This window comes from Massilia eburnea, from assembly GCF_050709955.1.
Classification (GTDB): Bacteria; Pseudomonadota; Gammaproteobacteria; order Burkholderiales; family Burkholderiaceae_D; genus Rugamonas; species Rugamonas eburnea_A.
The window spans coordinates 15,410-36,906 of the sequence record NZ_JBNZFX010000015.1; the positions used below are offsets into that span (position 1 = coordinate 15,410).

21 protein-coding genes are annotated in these 21,497 nt (G+C 62.4%); 12 read left to right on the forward strand and 9 right to left on the reverse strand.

Features of this window, described 5'->3' with window-relative positions; translation table 11 throughout:
* The first annotated feature begins 1 nt into the window (after position 1).
* Genes paaK through paaZ form a run of 4 tightly spaced genes read left to right on the forward strand, consistent with a single transcriptional unit; the run spans position 2 to position 5,199 of the window.
* Complete coding sequence (gene paaK, locus ACQ4MM_RS09195; RefSeq protein WP_431477081.1) at positions 2-1,312, forward strand: phenylacetate--CoA ligase PaaK; 1,311 nt, start codon at positions 2-4, stop codon at positions 1,310-1,312.
* A gap of 2 nt (positions 1,313-1,314) precedes the next feature.
* Positions 1,315-2,520, forward strand: coding sequence for a 3-oxoadipyl-CoA thiolase (gene pcaF, locus ACQ4MM_RS09200; protein ID WP_431477082.1), 1,206 nt, complete (start codon positions 1,315-1,317; stop codon positions 2,518-2,520).
* Positions 2,521-2,522: 2 nt separating this feature from the next.
* A complete protein-coding gene (paaY, locus tag ACQ4MM_RS09205; RefSeq protein WP_431477083.1) occupies positions 2,523-3,140 on the forward strand; it encodes a phenylacetic acid degradation protein PaaY in 618 nt (205 codons plus the stop codon).
* 13 nt (positions 3,141-3,153) lie between these two features.
* Complete coding sequence (gene paaZ / locus ACQ4MM_RS09210) at positions 3,154-5,199, forward strand: phenylacetic acid degradation bifunctional protein PaaZ (protein ID WP_431477084.1); 2,046 nt, start codon at positions 3,154-3,156, stop codon at positions 5,197-5,199.
* Here the strand turns inward: paaZ and ACQ4MM_RS09215 are convergent.
* From ACQ4MM_RS09215 to ACQ4MM_RS09225, 3 genes are read right to left on the reverse strand one after another with little or no spacing between them, the layout of a single operon-like run.
* The gene (locus tag ACQ4MM_RS09215) at positions 5,163-5,603 is read right to left on the reverse strand and encodes a hypothetical protein (protein ID WP_431477085.1); all 441 of its coding nucleotides are present in this window, start codon (positions 5,601-5,603) and stop codon (positions 5,163-5,165) included. The two genes, paaZ and ACQ4MM_RS09215, sit on opposite strands and share 37 nt — an antisense overlap.
* 56 nt (positions 5,604-5,659) lie before the next feature.
* On the reverse strand, positions 5,660-5,944 hold the full coding sequence (locus ACQ4MM_RS09220) for a hypothetical protein (RefSeq protein WP_431477086.1): 285 nt from the start codon (positions 5,942-5,944) through the stop codon (positions 5,660-5,662).
* Positions 5,919-6,341: a hypothetical protein gene (locus ACQ4MM_RS09225; RefSeq protein WP_431477087.1), complete on the reverse strand. Its 423-nt coding sequence runs from the start codon at positions 6,339-6,341 to the stop codon at positions 5,919-5,921. The genes ACQ4MM_RS09220 and ACQ4MM_RS09225 overlap by 26 nt, the downstream gene beginning before the upstream one ends.
* A gap of 116 nt (positions 6,342-6,457) precedes the next feature.
* Here ACQ4MM_RS09225 and ACQ4MM_RS09230 point away from each other — a divergent pair, with 116 nt between their 5' ends.
* Positions 6,458-6,904, forward strand: coding sequence for a DUF2846 domain-containing protein (locus ACQ4MM_RS09230; protein WP_431477088.1), 447 nt, complete (start codon positions 6,458-6,460; stop codon positions 6,902-6,904).
* Here ACQ4MM_RS09230 and ACQ4MM_RS09235 read toward each other — a convergent pair whose 3' ends face one another.
* The 3 genes from ACQ4MM_RS09235 to ACQ4MM_RS09245 form a co-directional block, all read right to left on the reverse strand.
* The gene (locus ACQ4MM_RS09235; RefSeq protein ID WP_431477089.1) at positions 6,905-8,143 is read right to left on the reverse strand and encodes a M24 family metallopeptidase; all 1,239 of its coding nucleotides are present in this window, start codon (positions 8,141-8,143) and stop codon (positions 6,905-6,907) included. It abuts the gene before it with no gap.
* 117 nt (positions 8,144-8,260) lie between these two features.
* The gene (locus tag ACQ4MM_RS09240) at positions 8,261-10,783 is read right to left on the reverse strand and encodes a M4 family metallopeptidase (protein WP_431477090.1); all 2,523 of its coding nucleotides are present in this window, start codon (positions 10,781-10,783) and stop codon (positions 8,261-8,263) included.
* Between the two features lie 196 nt (positions 10,784-10,979).
* The gene (locus tag ACQ4MM_RS09245; RefSeq protein ID WP_431477091.1) at positions 10,980-13,499 is read right to left on the reverse strand and encodes a M4 family metallopeptidase; all 2,520 of its coding nucleotides are present in this window, start codon (positions 13,497-13,499) and stop codon (positions 10,980-10,982) included.
* 348 nt (positions 13,500-13,847) lie between these two features.
* Between ACQ4MM_RS09245 and ACQ4MM_RS09250 the strand changes: the two genes are divergently transcribed.
* From ACQ4MM_RS09250 to ACQ4MM_RS09260, 3 genes are read left to right on the forward strand one after another with little or no spacing between them, the layout of a single operon-like run.
* Entirely contained in the window at positions 13,848-14,510 is a 663-nt protein-coding gene (locus ACQ4MM_RS09250; RefSeq protein ID WP_431477092.1) for a hypothetical protein, read from the forward strand.
* Between the two features lie 38 nt (positions 14,511-14,548).
* Positions 14,549-14,926: a glyoxalase superfamily protein gene (locus ACQ4MM_RS09255; protein ID WP_431477093.1), complete on the forward strand. Its 378-nt coding sequence runs from the start codon at positions 14,549-14,551 to the stop codon at positions 14,924-14,926.
* A 5-nt stretch (positions 14,927-14,931) separates the two neighbouring features.
* Positions 14,932-15,402 (forward strand): DUF4124 domain-containing protein, encoded by a 471-nt coding sequence (locus ACQ4MM_RS09260; RefSeq protein ID WP_431477094.1) that lies wholly within the window; start codon positions 14,932-14,934, stop codon positions 15,400-15,402.
* A 42-nt stretch (positions 15,403-15,444) separates the two neighbouring features.
* On the opposite strand, the gene ACQ4MM_RS09265 is transcribed toward ACQ4MM_RS09260, so the two are convergent.
* Both ACQ4MM_RS09265 and ACQ4MM_RS09270 read right to left on the reverse strand, forming a co-directional pair.
* Positions 15,445-17,145 carry a TRAP transporter large permease gene (locus ACQ4MM_RS09265; protein ID WP_431477095.1) on the reverse strand — a complete coding sequence of 567 codons (1,701 nt, stop codon included), beginning with the start codon at positions 17,143-17,145 and terminating at the stop codon, positions 15,445-15,447.
* Positions 17,142-17,684: a TRAP transporter small permease subunit gene (locus tag ACQ4MM_RS09270; RefSeq protein WP_431477096.1), complete on the reverse strand. Its 543-nt coding sequence runs from the start codon at positions 17,682-17,684 to the stop codon at positions 17,142-17,144. Before ACQ4MM_RS09270 ends, ACQ4MM_RS09265 begins: the two co-directional genes overlap by 4 nt.
* Before the next feature lie 225 nt (positions 17,685-17,909).
* On the opposite strand from ACQ4MM_RS09270, the gene ACQ4MM_RS09275 reads away from it, so the two are divergent.
* From ACQ4MM_RS09275 to ACQ4MM_RS09285, 3 genes are all read left to right on the forward strand, one after another.
* Complete coding sequence (locus tag ACQ4MM_RS09275; protein ID WP_431477097.1) at positions 17,910-18,224, forward strand: metalloregulator ArsR/SmtB family transcription factor; 315 nt, start codon at positions 17,910-17,912, stop codon at positions 18,222-18,224.
* Between the two features lie 82 nt (positions 18,225-18,306).
* Positions 18,307-18,975, forward strand: a complete 669-nt coding sequence (locus tag ACQ4MM_RS09280) for a class I SAM-dependent methyltransferase (RefSeq protein ID WP_431477136.1) — start codon at positions 18,307-18,309, stop codon at positions 18,973-18,975.
* Entirely contained in the window at positions 18,972-19,463 is a 492-nt protein-coding gene (locus ACQ4MM_RS09285) for a hypothetical protein (protein ID WP_431477098.1), read from the forward strand. Before ACQ4MM_RS09280 ends, ACQ4MM_RS09285 begins: the two co-directional genes overlap by 4 nt.
* Here ACQ4MM_RS09285 and argH read toward each other — a convergent pair.
* Positions 19,445-20,842 carry an argininosuccinate lyase gene (gene argH / locus ACQ4MM_RS09290; protein WP_431477099.1) on the reverse strand — a complete coding sequence of 466 codons (1,398 nt, stop codon included), beginning with the start codon at positions 20,840-20,842 and terminating at the stop codon, positions 19,445-19,447. The two genes, ACQ4MM_RS09285 and argH, sit on opposite strands and share 19 nt — an antisense overlap.
* Positions 20,843-20,905: 63 nt before the next feature.
* Between argH and ACQ4MM_RS09295 the strand changes: the two genes are divergently transcribed.
* Positions 20,906-21,421, forward strand: coding sequence for a hypothetical protein (locus ACQ4MM_RS09295; RefSeq protein WP_431477100.1), 516 nt, complete (start codon positions 20,906-20,908; stop codon positions 21,419-21,421).
* Positions 21,422-21,497 lie beyond the last annotated feature (76 nt).

A 21,497-nucleotide genomic window follows, 5' to 3' on the forward strand; every position in this document is an offset into this window, starting at 1 on the left:
CGTGGTCCAACGCAATCCCGCCCCTTCCGACCTGGAGCCGATCGAGCGCGCCAGCCGTGACGAATTGCAGGCGCTCCAGCTGGAACGCCTGAAATGGTCGCTGATGCATGCTTATGAAAACGTGCCGCATTACCGCAAGGCCTTTGACGAGAAGGGCGTGCATCCGGATGACCTGAAGTCGCTGTCCGACCTGGCCAAGTTCCCGTTCACGGACAAGAAGGTCTTGCGCGACAACTATCCGTTCGGCCTGTTTGCCGTGCCGCGAGAAAAAGTCGTGCGCGTGCATGCGTCCAGCGGCACTACTGGCAGGCCGACCGTGGTTGGCTACACCCAGCGCGATGTCGATATGTGGGCCGACGTGGTGGCCCGTTCCATCCGCGCAGCAGGCGGCCGCGCCGGCGATATGGTGCACATCTCCTACGGCTATGGCCTGTTCACCGGCGGCCTGGGTGCGCATTACGGCGCTGAACGCCTTGGCTGCACGGTGATCCCGATGTCCGGCGGCCAGACCGAAAAGCAGGTGCAGTTGATCCAGGACTTCAAGCCATCGATCATCATGGTCACGCCGTCCTACATGCTGAATATCGTCGAGGAGTTCCAGCGCCAGGGACTCGATTGCGCCGAATCCTCGCTGCAGGTAGGTATCTTCGGCGCCGAGCCGTGGACCAACGCCATGCGCGGCGAGATCGAAAACCGCGCCGGCATCGACGCGGTCGACATCTATGGTCTGTCGGAAGTGATCGGGCCGGGCGTGGCCAGCGAGTGCATCGAGTCGAAAGACGGACCAGTGATCTGGGAAGACCATTTCTTCCCGGAGATCATTGATCCTGAGACCGGCGAAGTGCTGCCGGACGGCGAGGAGGGCGAGCTGGTATTCACATCCCTGAGCAAGGAGGCCATGCCGGTGATCCGCTACCGCACGCGCGACCTCACGCGCTTGCTGCCGCCGACTTCGCGCTCCATGCGCCGCATCGGCAAGATCACGGGGCGTTCGGACGACATGCTGATCATCCGCGGCGTGAATGTGTTCCCGACCCAGATCGAAGAACAGATCTGCAAGCTGCCAAAGCTCGAACCGCAGTACCAGCTGGTGGTGACCCGCGACGGGCATCTCGACAAGCTGGAAGTGCTGGTGGAGCTGCGCTCCGGCCTGGCCCGCGCCGATGCCGGCGACGCGGCGCGCGAGCTTGAACAACGCATCAAGACCAATGTCGGCGTAAGCACGACCGTCACGCTGCTTGGCGTGGGCGGCATCGAGCGCACCGCGACCGGCAAGGCCAAACGAGTAATCGATAAACGTCCTAAGGAATAATAATGACCGAAGCATTCATCTGCGACGCCGTTCGCACACCATTCGGCCGCTATGGCGGCGCACTGGCAGGCGTGCGCGCCGACGACCTGGCTGCGATCCCGATCGCAGCCCTGATGGCGCGCAATCCTTCCGTCGACTGGCGGCAGGTGGACGATGTGTACTATGGCTGCGCCAACGGCGCCGGCGAAGATAACCGCAACGTGGGCCGTATGGCCGGCCTGCTGGCCGGCCTGCCGGTCGAAGTTCCGGGCAATACCATCAACCGCCTGTGCGGATCTTCGCTGGATGCGGTGGGCATCGCCGCCCGCGCCATCAAGTCGGGCGAAGCGCAGCTGGTGATTGCCGGTGGCGTCGAGAGCATGACCCGTGCGCCTTTCGTGATGGGCAAAGCCGACAGCGCCTTCTCCCGCAGCGCAAAGATCGAGGACACCACCATCGGCTGGCGTTTTGTGAATCCGCTGATGAAGGCGCAGTATGGCATCGACTCCATGCCGGAGACTGCGGAGAACGTCGCGCAGCAATGGTCCGTCGGGCGCGCCGACCAGGATGCTTTCGCGATCCGCAGCCAGCAGCGCTGGGCAGCGGCCCACGCGGCAGGTTTCTTCAAAGGCGAGATCGTGCCGGTCATCATTCCGCAGAAGAAAGGCGATCCAAAAGTCATCGACACCGACGAACACCCGCGTCCCGACACCACCATCGAGGCGCTGGCCAAGCTGAAAGGCGTGGTCAAGCCGGACGGCACGGTCACTGCCGGCAATGCTTCCGGCGTCAACGATGGCGCTTGCGCGCTGCTGCTGGCGTCCTCCGCCGCAGTCGATGCGTACGGCCTGAAGCCGCGCGCCAAGGTGCTGGGCATGGCCACTGCCGGCCTGGCGCCGCGCGTGATGGGCTTTGGCCCATCGCCGGCCAGCAAGAAGCTGCTGGCGCAACTTGGCATGACCATCGAGCAGATGGACGTGATCGAACTGAATGAAGCTTTTGCCGCGCAGGGCCTGGCCGTGACGCGCGACCTTGGCTTGAAAGATGACGATGCCCGCGTCAACCCGAACGGCGGCGCCATCGCCATCGGCCACCCGCTGGGCGCATCGGGCGCGCGCCTGGTGACCACGGCACTGAACCAGCTCGAACGTACCGGCGGCCGTTATGCCCTGTGCACCATGTGCATCGGCGTGGGCCAGGGCATCGCGCTGGTGATTGAGCGAGTCTGATCATGCCCTGCTACGAAATCAATGGTGTCCGGCCGGTCGTCCATCCAACCGCCTACGTGCATCCGACCGCAGTGCTGGTCGGCGACGTGATCGTCGGCCCGCGCTGCTACATTGCGCCGCTGGCATCGCTGCGCGGCGACTTCGGGCGCCTGATCCTGGAAGAGGGTGCCAACCTGCAGGACACCTGCGTGATGCACGGTTTCCCCGGCGGCGACACGGTGGTCGAGCAGGATGGCCACATCGGCCATGGCGCTGTGCTGCACGGCTGCCGCATCGGCCGCAATGCCCTGGTGGGCATGAACGCGGTCGTGATGGACAACGCGCTAGTCGGCGCTGAAAGCATCGTCGGCGCCGCGGCCTTCGTCAAAGCAGGCATGGAAATCCCGCCGCGCAGCATGGTGGTTGGCGCACCGGCCAAGATCCTGCGCCAGGTCAGCGACAGCGAGATCGCGTGGAAGACCCTGGGCACGGGCCAGTACCAGGAACTGGCCGTGCGCTCGATGCAAACGATGGTGGAGTGCCAGCCCGACACCGAGGCGGCGCCGGGCCGCCAGCGCATGCAATGGGACACTTCGCTGCCAATGCACCTGCACAAGCAAGCATTCGACAATAAACAGTAATCGGAGACTACAAATGGTACACACCCTGCAAAGCTTCATCGGCGGCCGCTGGCAAGGCAAGGAAGCAGCGAGCGCGCTGCACAGCGCCCTGGATAACCGCGTCATCTACCACACCCACGCCGAACAGCTGGACTTTGCCGAGGCCGTGCATTATGGCCGCAAGACCGGCATTCCGGCCCTGATGAAGCTGGACTTCCAGACCCGCGCCCAGCGCCTGAAAGCCCTGGCGACGTACCTGATGGAGCGCAAGGAAGAACTGTACGCGATCTCGCACCTGACCGGCGCCACCCGCCCGGATAGCTGGGTCGACGTGGAAGGCGGCATCGGCACCCTGTTCGCCTACGCCAGCATGGGCAGCCGCGAGCTGCCGTCGTCGAACGTTCTGCATGAAGGCCCGGCCATGGCGCTGGGCAAGCGCGGCGGCTTCTCCGGAACCCACATCCTGGTTCCGCGCGGCGGCATCGCGGTGCACATCAACGCATTCAACTTCCCGATCTGGGGCTTGCTGGAAAAATTCGCACCGTCCTTCCTGGCTGCCATGCCGTGCATCGGAAAGCCTGCCAGCGCGACCTCCTATCTGACCGAAGCCCTGGTCCGCATGATCAACGATTCCGGCCTGCTGCCGGAAGGCTCGCTGCAACTGGTGATCGGCAGCACCGGCGACCTGCTGGACCGCCTGGGCGGCCCGGACGTGGTGACCTTCACCGGTTCCGCCGACACGGCCGCCAAGCTGCGCTCCAACCGCAACCTGATCGCCAATTCGGTGCCGTTCACTGCCGAAGCGGATTCTCTGAACTGCGCCATCCTGGCCCCGGACGTTACACCGGACGATCCCGAGTTCGACCTGTTCGTGAAAGAGGTGCAGCGCGAGATGACCACCAAGGCGGGCCAGAAATGTACCGCCGTGCGCCGTATCATCGTGCCGCGCCAGCATGCCGACGCGGTAGCGGAGAAGCTGCGCGAGCGCCTGGCCAAGGTCGTGGTGGGCGATCCGTCGGTGGAAGGCGTGCGCATGGGCGCACTGGCTTCGAAGGACCAGCAGCGCGACGTGGCCGAGCGCGTGGCCCAGCTGGCGCAGGGCAATGAGATCCTGTTCGGCGGCGCGGGCGCGCTGAAACTGGTGGGCCAGGGTGTCGAGAACGGCGCCTTCTTCGCGCCGACCCTGCTGCTGTGCCGTAATGCGCTGAACAACGACGCGGTCCACGATGTCGAAGCTTTCGGCCCGGTCAGCACCATGATGACTTACGATTCCATCGACGAAGCGCTGGAGCTGGCTGCGCGCGGCAAAGGCTCCCTGGTGTCTTCACTGATTACCAAGGATCCTGCCATCGCCGCTTACGCGGTGCCGATTGCCGCCGCTTCGCACGGCCGCGTGCACGTACTGGACCGTGAATCCGCGGTCGACTCCACCGGCCACGGCTCGCCGCTGCCGCAGCTGAAGCACGGCGGCCCTGGCCGCGCCGGCGGCGGTGAGGAGCTGGGCGGCATCCGCGCCGTGCGTCACTTCCTGCAGCGCGCCGCTGTGCAAGGCTCGCCGACCATGCTGACCGCCATCACCGGCGAGTACGTGCGCGGTGGTGCGGTCAAGGAAGGCGATCTCCATCCGTTCCGCAAGTGCTTTGAAGACCTGGAGATCAGCGATTCGCTGCTGACCCACCGGCGCACCGTGAGCGAGGCGGATATCGTCAACTTCGGCGGAATCTCGGGCGATTACTTCTACATGCACTTCGACGAGATCGCGGCCAGGGATACCCAGTTCGGCAAGCGCATCGCTCACGGCTACTTTGTGCTGTCGGCGGCTGCGGGCCTGTTTGTGTCGCCGGCGCCGGGCCCGGTGCTGGCCAACTATGGCCTGGACAACCTGCGCTTCATCACCCCGGTGGCGATCGGCGACACCATCCGCGCCCGCCTGACCTGCAAGCGCAAGGTCGACCGTAACCGCACCGACGACAAGGGCCGCGGCCAGGGCGTTGTGGCGTGGGACGTGCAGGTGACCAACCAGAACGACGAGCTGGTTGCCAGCTACGACATCCTGACCCTGGTGTCCAAGCGCGCCTGACGCTGCAGCATGTACCAGCAAGCGGCGCCACCGGCGGCTCCGCTTGCTGCGAGGTGCAGCGCAAGTTCGGCAAACATCTCCAATGGCGCCGGCTCATCGCCGCAGGCGTAGGCATCTGCGGCGACAGCAACGGCCAGCGCCGCCAAAGCGGCGACTGCGCCGCTGGCCACGAAGTACGCTTTGTTGCGTATGCCGGTCCTGTTCGCAATGCGGATTGCCACCGTATACGGCAGTAGTCCGCCGACCAACGCACAGAGCCAGGAGTAGCCGAACAGTATGGGTGCGTCCAGCGAGACCAGTTTGCCGAGCTCGATGCCGAACGTGAGGGTCCCGCAGGCAGCGGAGGCCGTGATGGCGGCGAGGTATGCCACACTTGCGTGGCGAAGAGTGATTGTGTTTTCCATGTCCCGCACTGTAGCGGGCGATTGTGCAGCCAGTATGAAGCTGCTGTGAAATGCAGCTACATCGTCATGATGTAGATCACACCTGCAAACGCCAGGACGATCAGCGCGACGGCCGACCACTTCAACTTGTAGTGCCGTGCATGGCAGCGCTGGCAAACCCGCATCTTGGCGCCGCCGCCGCTTGCCAGCGGCAGCTCTTCATAGGTATTCCAGTTGATTTCGGCGGCGCATAGCGCACAGGCGCCGCGTTCATTGCGCCTTCCGCCGCGCCAATGGCGCAGGCGATCCGTCACCAACGCTGCCACCAGCAGCGCACTAAATAGCAGGAACAGTATCTTCATGATGCGCCGACTTTAGCATAAGCCAGCAGGCGCTGCCCGCTGCCAGTCCGGCGAGGAACAGCATGGGTGTCAGGCGCACCAGGTGGCGCGGGGAGTAGGCGCATGCCAGCAGCGGCAGGAATGCCATGGCGGTAAGGACCGCACCGCCGATGAAGAAGTAGGGGCTGCGGATGCCGCGGCGCACGGCCAGCGTCATGGCGCCTGCATATGGCAGGACCGAGGCGGCGAAGGCCATGATCCATGCCAGTACCAGCGTCGCAAGCGGGAAGCGGAAGGTCTTATCGCCGTTTGCGACGAAGTCCCACAGCTCGTTGCCGAAGACGAAGGTGACCGCGGCGCAGCTAACCGCAAGAAGGTGGGCGTACATGACGCGCTGCATGGAGGTAGAGATGTTCATGGCCAGCACTGTAGCGGGCCCGTATGCGTTCAGAATGAAGCGACGGTGAAGTGCCACAGGCCGGCGCGGATTCGCTACACTGCGGGCTGTGTCGCTCTCAACTTCTTAAGGTTAGTATGAAATTTGTATCGCTGGCGGCGCTTGCCGCCATGGCCCTGCTGATGGGCTGCAGTTCGGTCTCCGGCACCAGGTTCGCTCAGCAGGAGGCTGCCATACCGAAGCTGGCTGCCGGCCACGGCCGCATATATTTTTACCGCGTTGACGCGCTCACCGGCGGCGGCATGACTGCCACGGTCAAGCTGGATGGTGACGTGGTAGGCGAATCGCTGCCTGGCGGCTATTTCTTTGTCGATGCCGCCGCAGGCAAGCACGAAGCCTCGGCCGCCACCAGGGTCACCAGGAAGCTCAATTTCGTTCTCGAAGCCGGGGAGACCAGGTACGTGCGTACCAAGGCGCAATTTGAAGATAAGGTCGGCCGCGTGGTGCCGGAACTGGTGAGCGCCGAAGAAGCCCGCCGGGAACTGCCTTCCCTGAACTTCAGCGGCGCACGCAAGTCCAACTGATCAGGCCTGCAATCCGAACGGATCGTCGATGGAGTGGGACGGCTTGGTGAACCAGCGCGGGCCGTCTTCCGCCATGTAGAAGTGGTCTTCGTGGCGCACGCCGAATTCGCCCGGCACCACGATCATCGGCTCGTTCGAGAACGTCATGCCGACATCCAGCGGGGTCTTGTCGCCGCCGACCAGGTAAGGCCACTCATGGATGTCCAGCCCGATACCGTGGCCGGTACGGTGCGGCAGGCCGGGCAGCTTGTATTCAGGGCCGAAGCCGGCCGCTTGCAATGAACGGCGCGCTGCCTGGTCCACTTCCTCGCACGGCACGCCCAGCTGGGCTGCTTCAAACGCGGCCAGTTGCGCCGCCTTCTCCGCATCCCATACCGCGCGCTGGCGCTCACTGGCTTCGCCGTACACATAGGTGCGGGTGATGTCGGAAATGTAGTTGTGCAGCTTGCAGCCGGTGTCGATCAGCACCGTATCGCCTTGCTTCAGCGCCTGTACGTACGAAACTCCGTGCGGGAAGGAGCTGGCCACGCCGAACAGAACGATCACGAAATAGGAGCCGGCCGGCGCGCCCACTTTGCGGTGCGCCTTGTCGATGAATTCCGCCACTTCGGTGGTGGTGATGCCTTCGCGCAAGATGCTGGCGGTGGCGACATGCACGGCCATGGTCATGTCCTTGGCGCGCTGCATCAGGGCGATTTCGGCTTTCGACTTGCGGCTGCGGCAGTGGGCAGTGACCGGGCGTGCATTTTCCAGCGCATAGCCTTCGGCCAGCGGACGGATGCCGTCGTAGATGAAGAAAGCGGCGCTTTCATCTATGCCGATGCGTGGCGGCTGTGCGGCATTGGGCATAATGCCCATCTTTTTCAGGACCCCGATGAAGAGCGCGGATGGGCTCTCGTGCTCGTGCCAGCAATTGACAGCGCCTTGCACCAGCATGAAATCCTGCAGGGTATTTTCTTCGAATGCTGGGGCGATGTATTCCACCGCGCCGCTGGCCGGCAGGATGGCGCCAACCATGCGTTCGCTCGGGTACCACTTGGTGCCGGTGAAGTAGAGCAGGCTGGAACCCGCATTGATGTAGATGGCCGCGATGCCGTGCTGGCGCATGAAGGCTTGCGCCTTTTCGATGCGTGCCAGGTGTTCATCCTTGCCGATCGGCGTGGCGCCGGCCGTCATGTCGGACAGGGATGCCAATGCCTCTTCGATAGTCTTGCCGCCAATACCAATACCAATGCCCATGCTGCCTCCTTAAACACAAGGCGAATATCATAGCACCGCGAAGACGCAAAAAAGCCGGCTATGCAGCTATCGTATCCGGGGATGACGATAGCCGCACACCGGCCAGGATGATGAAGCTTACTGAACTTGCAGGCTTACCTTGTCAACAACGAAGGAAGTCTGCAGCGAATAGTCTTCCGTCATGTTGAAGTGGATGCGCACGGTCTGGCCTTTGTATGGCAGCAGGTTGAACGTGCGGATCTGGTAGCCGCTGGCCGGCATCGTGTTGTTGTAGGTGGCCAGGGTGCCCAGGGTAGTGCCGGAGCTGTTCTTCACGGTCACGGCCATCTTGTCATACACGGTGCTTCCGGTTTCCGCGGTGTCGATATGCAGTGCGAACGACAGGGTTGCCGAGGTTGCGGTCGAAGGAATGGTCACGGTCTGGTACAGCGATTCGGTAGCGGTGCTGCCGTTACCGCCCAGCCATGCGAAGCGGGAGCCTTCGTACGCAGTCTGGCCGCTGTAGTTGCCGATCACGCCGGTGGTGCCGGCCCATGGCGTAGTGCCCGACTCGAAGCCGCCGTTGACAATCAGCTCGCTCTGCGGAGGAATCACACCCACGGTCAGGGTGGCGTCGTTCGAGGTGGCGGTCTTCGCCGGCGACGAGGAGTCGCTGACGATGGCCTTGAACACTGCGCCGTTGTCGGCAGTTTGCGCGGTGAACGAGTAGGTGGCAGAAGCAGCGCCCGAAATCTGGGCGCCGTTACGGTACCAGGCGTAGCTGTACGGCGCGGTGCCGCCGGTTGCGCCAACGGTGAAGGTGGCGGTGCCGCCGGCAGCAACAGTGACGTTGTTCGGCTGGGTGGAGATCGTCACGGTGTTTGGATTGGCTTCATCCACGTCGGTGCCGACGTTGATCGCAGCGTAAGCGCGCTTGACGGCGATCGATTCAGGGCTGCCGGCGCCGTACAACTGGTCAGCCGACTCGATCATCTTCAGGCGGGCATTGGCGTAGTTGGTGGAGGCGGTGAACTTGGTGGTGTTGGCCTTGAACCAGATGCGGAAGGCCTTGTCGGTGCCGATACCGGTCATGGCCAGCGGCTGCTTGTTCAGGAAAGAGCTGTACATCTCGCTGGAGGACGAAGAGTTGGAGCCCTTGGACAGGAAGTAGAACATGCGGTTGTTCGGGCCCGAGGAGTAGTGCACGTCGATATTGCCCAGGGTGCTGCTCCAGGCGTCCTTTGACGAGCCGTCCTTGGAAGGCTTCCACATCCAGCGCAGCGGCTGGCCGTTCTTGGCGATCTCCTTGCCCATCATCCAGTCGTTGCCGGTCAATGGGATGCTGGTGCCGGTGCCGCCTGCACGGGCATAGGCTTCCACCGCTTCACCGGTAATGTCGGAGTTCGACTCGTTCAGGCCGCCCGATTCGCCGGAGTAGGTCAGGTTGGAAGTGGCGTCGGTCACGCCGTGGCCCATTTCATGGCCGATCACGTCGATCGAGCCCAGGTTGTTGAAGTAGGAGCCGCCGTCGCCGATGTACATGCACTTGCAGCTTGGGTCGAAGAAGGCGTTGTCGTAGTTGTTGTCGACGTGGACCGCGATATAGGTGGCGGTGTTGTTGCCGTCCAGCGAAGACCAGCCCATCACGTTCTTCAACGTGTCGTAGGTGTTCATCAGGCCCCACAGCGCGTTCACTGCCGCAGTCTGGCCGTTGGCGTTGGTGGTGCTGCCGCCGGGGATGTACTGCTGGCCGTCGCCCCAGGTGTTGGTGCTGTTGGTGTAGATGGAGCCCGGGCTTGGGTTGTTGGCCGATGAGTGATTCGCGTTGGTGATGGCCATGCCGCCGAAGGTGCCGCCTACACCGCGCGAGGTGTCCAGCATTTTGTAGGTGGAGCCGGACAGCGTGGTGTTGATCGGCACGTCGCCGTTGTACTGGCTATGGCCGACGCCGACCACGGTCTGCAGCGCGTTCCACTGCTTGATCACAGCGCCGGTCTTGGCGCTGATCACGGTGTCGCGGAACACCGGACGGCCGTCCTTGTTCATGCGGGTCTTGACCAGGTAGGCCAGCTCGTAATGGTCGACCACTTCTTCCACGTCGGTCGCGTTCAGCGCGCTTTCTGCCTTGTTGGCGGCAGCCGCGCTGCGCTGGGTCTTGACCACTGGCCAGATCAGCAGTTCGGCTTCCGGCTTGATGCGGTGCTGGCTGCCTGGCGTGCGCGAGACGGCAATGCGGATCGCTTCATCGGCGCCGAAGGCTGCGCTGGTTTCAGGAGCGCCCTTGCCGGAGGCCTTGGCGGCGCGCGAAGCGTCCAGGCCGTTGCGGCGGTCGGAGGCCGACTCGCTGACGACATTGCCGTTTTCGTCGGTGACGACGACGGAATCGGAACCGAACACGCGCAGGCCCTGGAAGGTGTGGTCGGCGCGCACGATGCGCTGGCCGTTGACACCGGGGTGCTGTTCGCGCAGCTTGTACCCATGCTCGCTATCGAGCCCGGCTGCGGAGCGCAGGGAGTCCAGGCGCGATACCAAGTTCGCCTTGGCTTCAACGCTCATCGGCTGAGCCGGAGCGGCCATCAGGGTATCTGGCAGGACGCCTGCAAATGCAGGGGCGAACGAGGCGGCAACGGCTGCGGCCAACAGGCTTTTGCGAAGTTTCATCGACTCTCCTTGGGGAACTTGGGTGGGTGGGAGAGACGAAGTTATGCCTGTTTTTTGTGCAAGTCAAAAAACTTGTGAAATGAGTCAGTTTTACAGATTTTGTATATTTTTAGACAATACATTACATGTCTATAGTCACACAAAAACACAGGGGGCGGCCCTGAGAGCCGCCCCCTGATTTACCGCTTGCTGCCGATTACTGGACTTGCAGGCTGACCTTATCAACCACGAAGGACGTCTGCAGCGACGAATCTTCGGTCATGTTGAAGTGCAGGCGCACGGTCTGGCCTTTGTAAGGCAGCAGGTTGAAGCTGCGCAGCTGGTAGCCGCTGGCAGCGTTCGCGTTGCTGTAGGTAGCCAGGGTGCCCAGGGTGGTGCCGGAAGAGTTCTTCACGGTCACCACCAGCTTGTCGTACGCGGTGCTGCCCGATTCCGCGGTGTCGATATGCATCGCGAACGAGAAGTTCGCCGACGTCGCGGTCGATGGGATGGTCACGCTCTGGTACAGCGCTTCGGTAGCGGTGGCGCCGTTACCGCCCAGCCATGCGAAGCGGGTGCCTTCGTATGCGCTCTGGCCGCTGTAGTTGCCGATCACGCCGGTGCTGCCAGCCCATGGCGTGGTGCCGGACTCGAAGCCGCCGTTGACGACCAGCTCGGACTGCTGGGTGGTGCCCACGGTCAGGGTGGCGTTGTTCGAGGTCGCGGTCTTCACCGGCGACGACGAATCGGTGACCACGGCGTTGAACACGGCGCCGTTGTCGGCGGCCTGCGCGGTGAACGAGTAGGTAGCCGAGGTGGCGCCCGAGATCTGGCTGCCGTTGCGGTACCACTTGTAGCTGTAAGGCGAAGTGCCGCCGCTGGCGCCCACGCTGAAGCTGGCGGTGCCGCCGGCTGCTACGCTGACGTTGTTCGGCTGGGTGCTGATCGACACGCCGCTGCCTGCGCCGGCTTCGTCGACGTCGGTGCCGACGTTGATCGCAGCGTAAGCGCGCTTGACGGCGGTCGCTTCAGCACTGCCCACGCCGTACAGCTGCTCGGCCGACTCGATCATCTTCAGGCGGGCGTTGGCGTAGTTGGTGGAGGCGGTGAACTTGGTGGTGTTGGCCTTGAACCAGATGCGGAACGCCTTGTCGCTGCCGATACCGGTCATGGCCAGCGGCTGCTTGTTCAGGTAAGAGCTGTACATCTCGCTCGAGGAGGAGGAGTTGGAACCCTTGGCCAGGAAGTAGAACATGCGGTTGTTCGGGCCGGAGGAGTAGTGCACGTTCAGGTTGCCCAGGGTGCTGCTCCAGGCGTCCTTCGATGCGCCGTCCTTGGATGGCTTCCACATCCAGCGCAGCGGCTGGCCGTTCTTGGCGATTTCCTTGCCCATCATCCAGTCGTTGCCGGTCAGCGGGATGGTGGTGCCGGTGCCGCCAGCGCGGGCATACGCTTCCACCATCTCGCCGATGATGTCCGAGTTCGACTCGTTCAGGCCGCCGGACTCGCCGGAGTAGGTCAGGTTGGAGGTGGCGTCGGTCACGCCGTGGCCCATTTCGTGGCCGATCACGTCGATCGAACCCAGGCTGTTGAAGCTGGAACCGTCGCCGATGTACATGCACTTGCAGTTAGGGTCGAAGAAGGCGTTGTCGTAGTTGTTGTCGACGTGGACCGCGATATAGGTGGCGGTGTTGTTGCCGTCCAGCGAAGACCAGCCCATCACGTTCTTCAGCGTGTCGTAGGTGTTCATCAGGCCCCACAGCGCGTTCACTGCCGCGGTCTGGCCGTTGGCGTTGGTGGTGCTGCCGCCGCTGATGTACTGCTGGCCGTCGCCCCAGGTGTTGGTGCTGTTGGTGTAGATCGAGCCGGCCTGTGGATTGGATTCAGGCGAGTGGTTGGCGTTGGTGATGGCCATGCCGCCGAAGGTGCCGCCTACGCCGCGGGTCGCGTCCAGCATCTTGTAAGTGGAGCCGGACAGGGTGGTGTTGATCGGCACGTCGCCGTTGTACTGGCTATGGCCAACGCCAACCACGGTCTGCAGCGCATCCCACTGCTTGATCACGGCGCCGGTGGTGGCGTTGATCACGGTGTCGCGGAACACTGGACGGCCGTCCTTGTTCATGCGGGTCTTGACCAGGTAGGCCAGCTCGTAATGATCGACCACGTCTTCCACGTCGGTCGCATTCAGCGCGCTTTCGGCCTTGTTGGCGGCCGCTGCGGTGCGCTGGGTCTTGACCACTGGCCAGATCAGCAGTTCGGCTTCCGGCTTGATGCGGTGGGTCTTGCCGCCGGTGCGCGAGACGGCGATGCGGATCGCTTCCTCGGTGCTGAACGCTGCGGTGGTTTCTGGCGCGGCCTTGCCGGTAGCGCGGGCCGAGCGATGCGCATCCAGGCCATTGCGGCGGTTGTCGGCCGCTTCGCTGACGATGTCGCCGTTATCGTCGGTGACGACGACGGATTCGGAACCGAACACGCGCAGGCCCTGGAAGGTGTGGTCGGCGCGCAGGACGCGCTGGCCGTTGGCGCCAGGGTGCTGCTCACGCATTTTGTAGCCATGCTCGCTGTCCAGGCCTGCAGCGGAGCGGCGCGCATCGAGGCTGGAAGCCAGGTTGGCCTTGGCTTCCAGGCTCATCGGCTGGGCCGGTGCGGCCATCATGTTTTCCGGCAGGACGCCTGCAAATGCGGGGGCGAAAGAGGCGGCTACTGCTGCAGCCAGCAGGCTTTTGCGAAGTTTCATCAGCTCTCCTTATGAGCGTTGGGGGTGTTGGGAGAGCGGAAGGTATGCCTGTTCTTTATGCAAGTCAAAAAAGTTGCGAAATAAGTCGGTTCTACACTTTTTGTTCAGTTTTGGACATTTGATTACATTTGCGTGGTTACTTAACTAGCTTGCATCGCGACCAAATGGCGCACGATTGAGGCGATTTGTAGGGAAGTTACAACGAAATAGAGGGTTTTTTCTAGTTTCGTGTTTGGCGCAACACATATATGTATCAAATTGTCACACTCATGTTGCACTAGTTGAATTTTGCGTTTTACACTAGCCCGTCGTTTGTTTGACGTACTACTTAGTGAGGGCGCATCACTCATGTTGTCTATATCTACCAAAGTCGAAAGGATCGTCACGGAGTCGCCCTTCCTGAGCGAAGGTCTGCGCCGTGGCTTGATCAACCTGTCGGAACTGGCGCGCCAGCTGCAGCCGCAGCTCCAGAACGACCTGTGGAAGCCTGTCGGCCAGGCGGCCGTGGTCATGGCCTTGCGCCGTGTCGCCGGACGCTTGCCGGACAAGGACGCACAGGAACTGGTGCTGGCCCAGCAGTCCGGCCAGTTGACCGCACGCACCGATCTTGTCGAGTTCACTTTCCGCCGTTCGGACCGCATCGATGAATGCCACCGCCAACTGCTGGAGCGTTCCGGTACCGGCCATGCCCTGTACCTGACCGTCACCCGCGGCAGCGAAGAGGTGGTGGTGATCTGCAGCCGGCCGTTCATCGGCCTGGTCGAGCAGATCTTCGCCAGCGAACGCCTACTGGCGCGGCTGGAGAACCTGAATGCCGTGACCTTGCAGTTGACCGCCGATTCCTGGCGCACGCCGGGCATCTACCACGCCATCCTGAAGAAGCTGGCCTGGGACAAGGTCAACCTGATCAACCTGATCTCGACCCACACCGAGCTCACCCTGCTGCTGGAGAAGGAACACACAGGCGCCGCCTTCAGCGTCCTCTCCAACATGATCGCGCACAAGCACTGAGGTACACTCCCTGTAGGGTCAATCTACAGGGAGTGGGCATGGGCTTGAAGGACGCGCAGCGGGTGGTGCCGGCATTGCGGGTGGCGAGCTACGCCGCCAGCAAGCCTTTTTATGAATCGCTGGGCTTTCGCGAGGAGTGGACGCACCACTTCGAGCCGGGCATGCCGACCTTTGCCTCGATGATGCTCGACGGCATGGAAATTTTCTTATCTGAACATTCGGGCGACTGCCAACCCGGCGGGCTGGTACACTTTTACGTTGCGGACGTCGACGCCCTGTATGACGACTTCCTGGCGTACGGCGTAAACGTCGAGCAAGCGCCGAACAACGACCTGGGAGCGGACCTGCGTGTCATGTCCGTTCTCGATCCAGATAATAACCGGCTCAAATTTTTGACCCAAACCCATTGGGAGTAAGCGCAATGAAGAAAGCGCTGTTGTTCGCAGTCCTTGGCTTGGCCGCCGCATCGCAGGCCAGCGCGCAGGGACTATTCAAATGTACGGTAGACGGCAAGGTGACTTACCAGTCGATGCCCTGCGCCAAAGGCGGTGCCGCCATCGACGTCCCGCCGCCGCCAACTGCCGCCCAGGTCAAAGCGGCCCAGACGCGCGCGCTGGAAGACCGTGAGCGCGCCGACGAACTGGCGGCGCGCAACCGCGAAATGCGCGAAAAGAAAGCGAAGGAAGAAGCCGAGACAGCGCGCGATGTTGCCGCCAGCAAGCCCGCACCCAAGCAGAGCTGCGACTCGCTGCGTAGCCGCCGCGAAGAGTTGTACGGCCAGCGCAATGAAAACCGCCGCAATTCCCAGCTCGATGCGATGTCCAAGACCCAGACCGATATCGACAAGCTGGAAACCGAATACACCAAGGCCGCTTGCGGCCCGCTGGACTGATTTGTTTCTTGGTGCCGGCGCAGCCTGCGCCGGCGCCTTTCCTCACTTCTTCTTTTCTTCTTCCGGCTGCGAGAAATTCAGCTCCGGCTGCTGTTCCTCGTCCTGCTTTTGCGCCGGCAGCGAGTCTGGAACCGCAGGCTGCTCGATGCGCAGGTCGCCCGATTCCACTTTGCCGCCCGTGCCCCGGTCGAGGAAGGCGGTAACGGTCTGCGGCAGCGCGGCCACCAGCAGCACCATCAGCATCTGCAGGCCGACCCAGGGCAGCGCACCCCAGTAGATGTCCGACGACTTCACTTCCTTCGGTGCCACGCCGCGCAGGTAGAACAGCGCAAAGCCGAATGGCGGATGCATGAAGGAGGTCTGCATGTTCACGCACAGCATCACGCCAAACCACACCAGCGACGCCGATGCCGCCGCTTCCGGGCTGCCCATGAGAGGCTCCAGTTGCGGCGCCAGCACCTTTTGCGCCACTGGTGCCAGCATCGGCACCACGATGAAGGCGATCTCGAAGAAGTCGAGGAAGAAGGCCAGGAAGAACACAAACAGGTTCACCACCAGCAGGAAGCCGATCCAGCCGCCCGGGATGCCGTTGAACAGGTGCTCGACCCACAGCCCGCCATCCACCCCCTGGAACACCACCGAGAAGCAGGTGGAGCCGATCAGGATGAACACCACCATCGCGGTCAGGCGCATGGTGGACTGGTAGCTCAGCACGATCAGCTCGCGCAGCGGCTTGATCTGGCTGGCGCGAAATACGATCCAGGCCACGCACAGATACAGCACGCCCAGCGCGGCTTGCACGACCGGTTTGGCGCCATCGACAAAGGCGCCGATCAGCGCCGCCGCAGCCAGCGCTGCCATGCCGATGCGGAACACGATCTTGTCGCGCCGGTTGAATTCGGGATGGCGCAGAGCGGCCAGGATCACCGCGCCCAGCGCGCCCATGGCGCCCGATTCGGTAGGCGTCGCCACGCCCAGCATCATGGTGCCCAGCACCATGAAGATCAGCACTGCGGCCGGCACGATGCCTTGCAGGCACTGCTTCCACAGCGCCCAGCCGCGCGGGCCCAGTTCGTTTTGCGGCGCTGCCGGCAGCCATTCCGGCTTGATGCGCGACAGGGCGAAGGTGTACAAGGCGAACAGGCCGATCTGCACCAGCGAAGGCCCCCAGGCGCCCAGGTACATGCTGCCCACGTCGGCGGCTGCGGTCGGGGTTTTCAACTGGTCGGCCAGCACCACCAGCACCAGCGATGGCGGCACCAGTTGCGTGATCGTGCCGGAGGCGGCCAGCACGCCGGTGGAGTAGCGCATGTGGTAACCGTAGCGCATCATCACCGGCAGCGAGATCATGGTCATGGCGATCACCTGCGCCGCCACGGTGCCGGTAATCGCGCCCAGGATGAAGCCGACAATGATCACCGAGTAGCCCAGGCCTCCGCGCACGCCGCCGAACAGGCGGCCCATGGAGTCGAGCATGTCCTCGGCCAGGCGGCACTTCTCCAGTACCGCGCCCATGAAGGTAAAGAAGGGGATCGCCAACAGCAGGTCGTTGGCCAGCACGCTGCCGAAAATCCTTTGCGGCACGGCCTGCAGGAAGGATACGCCGAAGAAGCCTTCCGCAATCGCGATCAAGCCGAAGAACAGGCCTACCGCCAGCAGCGAGAACGCGACCGGGAAGCCGACCAGCATGAATACGACCAGGCCGCCGAACATCAGCGGCGGCATCATCTCCAATGGGATCATTGCACTGGCCTTTCGTATTTGCTGTCCAAATGAGCCTGGCCGGCGAGGTGGGCGATGCGTTTGATCAGTTCGGACACGCCTTGCAGCGTGAGCAGCGCAAAGCCGATCGGCACCACGAATTTGATCGGCCAGCGCGGCAGGCCGCCGGCGTTGCTCGACTGCTCCATGATGGCCCAGGAAGGCAGGAACAGCGATTCCCACGACAGCCAGGCAAACAGGATGCAGGCCGGGAACAGGAAGAAGATGATGCCGAAGATGTCGATCCACAGCTGCTTGCGTTCGGAGACGTGGCCGTAGATCAGGTCGACGCGCACGTGTTCATTGCGCTGGAAGGTGTAGCTGGCGCCGAGCATGACGGCGGCGCCAAACATGTACCACTGCATTTCAAGCAGGGCGTTGGAGCTCCAGTCGAAGCCATAACGGATCATGGCGTTGCTGGCGCTGATGAAGCATGAGGCGAGGATCATCACATTGGCCAGCTGCCCGCAGCGGTAGCCGATGCGGTCCAGCCAATGCGACAGGCGAAGAAAGCCCTGCATTGTGTCTCCCGGATTTGGATTAGTTGTTGCAAGGATATTAGCCGAGAATCTCCGCAAATTGAATCCGTGCCCGAAAAAACTGGACGGAAGACAATTAAGTATTTAAGATATTCGTTAAATGCTTAATTTGTAAAAAAGTGGTCCTTCAGCATTGGCTGGAGCGCCCTTCGGGTATAGACTAGAGGCCTGCGCCGCAGCTGCGGCGTCCCTCAACAGAAAACCAGCATGTCGGACAAAGTTTTTGAAGCATTGGCCTCGTCGCCGCGGCGACAGATACTCGCCTACCTCTCGGAACACGAGATGACGGCAGGGGAGGTTGCGTCTCGCTTTGAAATGAGTGCGCCTGCGGTTTCCCGTCATTTGTCCGTCCTTGAAGGCGCGGGTTTGGTCAGCAGCGAGCGCCGCGGCCAGTTTGTGTATTACAAACTGATGTCCGACAACCTCGTGAACACGCTGACGCAATTCGCCTTTGCGCTGTGCCCGGTAGCCGGGCCGCTAAAACGCGAAAGCAAGGCCAAGAAAAAGGCCAGCGAAGCGTAATTCGCCATTACACGTAGAGCGCAATGTTGGCCATTTGCAGGCCAGGGGTCTCTGCGCGCTTTTTTTCCTGAGGGGGAAGTGCATGGACGTTGGAACGTACCGTAACGGGATCAAGGCTTACACGCCATTTTTCCTGCGCCTTTACGATTTCCTGGTGATCGGGATCTTTACCCGCATCTTCTGGAAATGCAAAGGTCAGCACTACATCGAGATCTACAGGCGGCACGCCGGACAGCGCCACGCCGATATCGGTGTGGGCACCGGTTATTTCCTTGACCATGCCGGGCTTGACGAAAGCAGGCAGCAGATCGCGCTGATCGATTTGAACAGGAACTGCCTGCGCCACACTGCGCAGCGCCTGCAGCGTTTTGCGCCGGACTGCCATGTGCGCAACGCATTCGAGCCGATCGACATCGGGCATAAGGTGGACTCGATCTGCATCGGCGGCCTGATTCACTGCGCGCCTGGAACGATGCGGGAAAAGGGCAGGATTTTCGACGCTGTCGCGCCTTTGTGCGGGCCGGGGACGACGCTGTTCGGCTACACGCTGATCGGCAAAGGCGCGCCCATGCCGTGGTACGCCGGGGTTTTGATGGGCTTCATGAACTGGCTGCAGGTGATCGACAACCGCGGCGACTCACTGGAAGCCCTGCATGCCGAATTGTCACAACGATTCAACCAGGTCGAAGTATGGCTGGTTGGATGCAACGCTTTCTTCACTGCTGAAAACCATAGGGGTGCTACAAGATGAATATCGCTCAAACGGAACGCATCATCAACGCCGACATCGCGGAAGTATGGGACAAGGTGTGTTTTTATGAGGAGGTGAAAGGCCGGCCGAACTGGTTCCTGCGCTGGACCTTGCCGCTGCCGGTGAGGACGGTCGGCGACCACAAGACCGTGGGCACGCTATGCCGCTGCGAATACGGGGACGAGCAGTATATTCTCAAGCGTATCACCAGGTCGACCCCCAATGCAGCGCTTGAATTCAGCGTGACGCAGGCTAGCGAGCAATTCCAGCGGCATCTCGCGCTGCAGGGCGGCAGCATCTACCTGTCGCGCCTGCCGGACGGGCGCACGCTGGTGAGCATGGCCACCAGCTATGAGCCGAAAGGCGCGGACAATGTGCTGCGGCGCTTCCTGCTGGACCAGGTGATCCGGTCGATGCACCGCTTTGTGATGGCGGACATGGCGGACAGCATCCGCCATGCCCGCAAGGCTCAACCAGCCAACTGCTGACGCACGCGCGCGATGGCGGTGCGCACCTGGTTCGGTGCGGTGCCGCCCACGTGGTCGCGTGCCGCCACCGAGCCTTCCAGGGTCAGCACCGCAAACACATCCTCGCCCACCAGCGGCGAGAACGCGCGCAACTGCTCCAGCGACATCTGCGCCAGGTCGATCTTCAGGTCGTCGCAGGCGCGCACCGCATGCGCCACAGCTTCGTGCGCATCGCGGAACGGCAGGCCTTTCTTCACCAGGTAGTCGGCCAGGTCGGTCGCGGTGGCGTAGCCTTGCAGCGCGGCCGAGCGCATCGCTTCCGGCTTGACGGTGATGCCGCCAGCCATGTCGGCAAAGATACGCAGGGTGTCGACCACGGTATCGACGGTGTCGAACAGCGGCTCTTTATCTTCCTGGTTGTCCTTGTTGTAGGCCAGCGGCTGGCCTTTCATCAAGGTCAGGAGGCCCATCAGGTGGCCATAGACACGGCCAGTCTTGCCGCGCGCCAGTTCCGGCACGTCCGGGTTTTTCTTCTGCGGCATGATCGAGGAACCGGTGCAGAAGCGGTCGGCGATGTCGATAAAGCCAACGCGTGGGCTCATCCAGATGATCAGCTCTTCCGACATGCGCGACACGTGCATCATCAGCAGCGAAGCGGCGGCGGTGAACTCGATCGCGAAGTCGCGGTCCGACACGGCGTCCAGCGAGTTGTGGCAGACATCGTCGAAGCCCAGTGTCCTGGCCACGCGCAAGCGGTCGATCGGGAAGGTGGTACCGGCCAATGCGGCGGCGCCCAGCGGCAGGCGGTTCACGCGCTTGCGGCAATCCTGCATGCGCTCGACGTCGCGGCCGAACATTTCAACGTAAGCCAGCATGTGGTGGCCGAAGGTGATCGGCTGCGCCACCTGCATGTGGGTGAAGCCGGGCAGGATCACGTCGGCATTCTTCTCGGCCAGGTCGACCAGCGCAGCGCGCAGTTGCTGCAGCAGGCCGGTGATGTCGTCGATGGCGGAGCGCACGTACAGGCGGATATCGGTCGCCACCTGGTCGTTGCGGGAGCGGCCGGTGTGCAGTCGCTTGCCGGCGTCGCCAACCAGCTCGGTCAGGCGTTTTTCGATATTCAGGTGCACGTCTTCCAGGTCCAGCTGCCATTCGAACTGGCCGCCGTCGATTTCGGCGCTGACCTGAGCCAGGCCTTTCTGGATCGAGGCCAGGTCGGCGGCCGGGATAATGCCTTGCGCAGCCAGCATGTCGGCGTGGGCCAGGGAACCCTGGATATCGGCCTTGGCCATGCGCTTGTCAAAAAACACCGAGGCGGTGTAACGTTTCACAAGGTCGGAAACCGGTTCGGAGAAGCGAGCGGACCAGGCTTCCGCCTTCTTGGAGAATTGATCTGTCATAGTGGCGTTTGCGGTGAGATTTGCACGAGAAATTCAAACGATTATAAATTAGTAGGAGAAGCAATGAAGAAGTTAGCAAGTTTGCTACTGTTGGTGCTGGCCAGCGGTAGCGCTTTGGCGCAGGGTGCGCGTGCATCCGATGTGGCCTCCGTGGACAGCATCATGGCCGCCATGTACGACACCATTTCCGGTCCCGCCGGCAAGGCGCGCGACTGGGACCGCCTGCGTTCCCTGTTCCGCAACGACGGCCGCATGGTGGTGCACAGCACGGGCAAGGATGGCGCGCTCAATACCCGCGTGCTGTCGCTGGAAGACTACATCACCCGCGTGACGCCGGTGTTTGCGAAGGAGGGCTTCTACGAATCGGAACTCGCGCGCAAGGGCGAGGAATATGGACAGATTGCTCAGGTTTTCAGTACCTATGAAGCGCGCCATGCGCCGGCGGACAAGCCTTTTGTGCGCGGCATCAATTCGGTCCAGCTGGTGAACGACGGCAAGCGTTGGTGGATTTCGCAACTCCTGTGGCAGCCGGAAGGTGAAAAGACGCCCCTTCCGGAGCGCTACCTGAAGCCGCATTAAACAAAGTGCGCACGGACGCGCGATAAGGTTTTACTCCGCCGTTGCGTCCGGCTACACTGATGGAAAGGTATTACCC

What these genes read in the sequence shown, in the direction of transcription:
- ACQ4MM_RS09255 (WP_431477093.1), top strand. Translation starts at nt 14,549, where the DNA reads ATGGGCTTGAAGGACGCGCAGCGGGTGGTGCCGGCATTGCGGGTGGCG.
- ACQ4MM_RS09265 (WP_431477095.1), bottom strand. Translation starts at nt 17,145, where the DNA reads ATGATCCCATTGGAGATGATGCCGCCGCTGATGTTCGGCGGCCTGGTC.
- ACQ4MM_RS09270 (WP_431477096.1), bottom strand. Translation starts at nt 17,684, where the DNA reads ATGCAGGGCTTTCTTCGCCTGTCGCATTGGCTGGACCGCATCGGCTAC.
- ACQ4MM_RS09240 (WP_431477090.1), bottom strand. Translation starts at nt 10,783, where the DNA reads ATGAAACTTCGCAAAAGCCTGTTGGCCGCAGCCGTTGCCGCCTCGTTC.
- paaZ (WP_431477084.1), top strand. Translation starts at nt 3,154, where the DNA reads ATGGTACACACCCTGCAAAGCTTCATCGGCGGCCGCTGGCAAGGCAAG.
- ACQ4MM_RS09225 (WP_431477087.1), bottom strand. Translation starts at nt 6,341, where the DNA reads ATGAACATCTCTACCTCCATGCAGCGCGTCATGTACGCCCACCTTCTT.
- ACQ4MM_RS09220 (WP_431477086.1), bottom strand. Translation starts at nt 5,944, where the DNA reads ATGAAGATACTGTTCCTGCTATTTAGTGCGCTGCTGGTGGCAGCGTTG.
- ACQ4MM_RS09235 (WP_431477089.1), bottom strand. Translation starts at nt 8,143, where the DNA reads ATGGGCATTGGTATTGGTATTGGCGGCAAGACTATCGAAGAGGCATTG.
- ACQ4MM_RS09230 (WP_431477088.1), top strand. Translation starts at nt 6,458, where the DNA reads ATGAAATTTGTATCGCTGGCGGCGCTTGCCGCCATGGCCCTGCTGATG.
- argH (WP_431477099.1), bottom strand. Translation starts at nt 20,842, where the DNA reads ATGACAGATCAATTCTCCAAGAAGGCGGAAGCCTGGTCCGCTCGCTTC.
- ACQ4MM_RS09215 (WP_431477085.1), bottom strand. Translation starts at nt 5,603, where the DNA reads ATGGAAAACACAATCACTCTTCGCCACGCAAGTGTGGCATACCTCGCC.
- ACQ4MM_RS09260 (WP_431477094.1), top strand. Translation starts at nt 14,932, where the DNA reads ATGAAGAAAGCGCTGTTGTTCGCAGTCCTTGGCTTGGCCGCCGCATCG.
- ACQ4MM_RS09285 (WP_431477098.1), top strand. Translation starts at nt 18,972, where the DNA reads ATGAATATCGCTCAAACGGAACGCATCATCAACGCCGACATCGCGGAA.
- ACQ4MM_RS09245 (WP_431477091.1), bottom strand. Translation starts at nt 13,499, where the DNA reads ATGAAACTTCGCAAAAGCCTGCTGGCTGCAGCAGTAGCCGCCTCTTTC.
- ACQ4MM_RS09280 (WP_431477136.1), top strand. Translation starts at nt 18,307, where the DNA reads ATGGACGTTGGAACGTACCGTAACGGGATCAAGGCTTACACGCCATTT.
- ACQ4MM_RS09275 (WP_431477097.1), top strand. Translation starts at nt 17,910, where the DNA reads ATGTCGGACAAAGTTTTTGAAGCATTGGCCTCGTCGCCGCGGCGACAG.
- pcaF (WP_431477082.1), top strand. Translation starts at nt 1,315, where the DNA reads ATGACCGAAGCATTCATCTGCGACGCCGTTCGCACACCATTCGGCCGC.
- ACQ4MM_RS09250 (WP_431477092.1), top strand. Translation starts at nt 13,848, where the DNA reads ATGTTGTCTATATCTACCAAAGTCGAAAGGATCGTCACGGAGTCGCCC.
- paaY (WP_431477083.1), top strand. Translation starts at nt 2,523, where the DNA reads ATGCCCTGCTACGAAATCAATGGTGTCCGGCCGGTCGTCCATCCAACC.
- ACQ4MM_RS09295 (WP_431477100.1), top strand. Translation starts at nt 20,906, where the DNA reads ATGAAGAAGTTAGCAAGTTTGCTACTGTTGGTGCTGGCCAGCGGTAGC.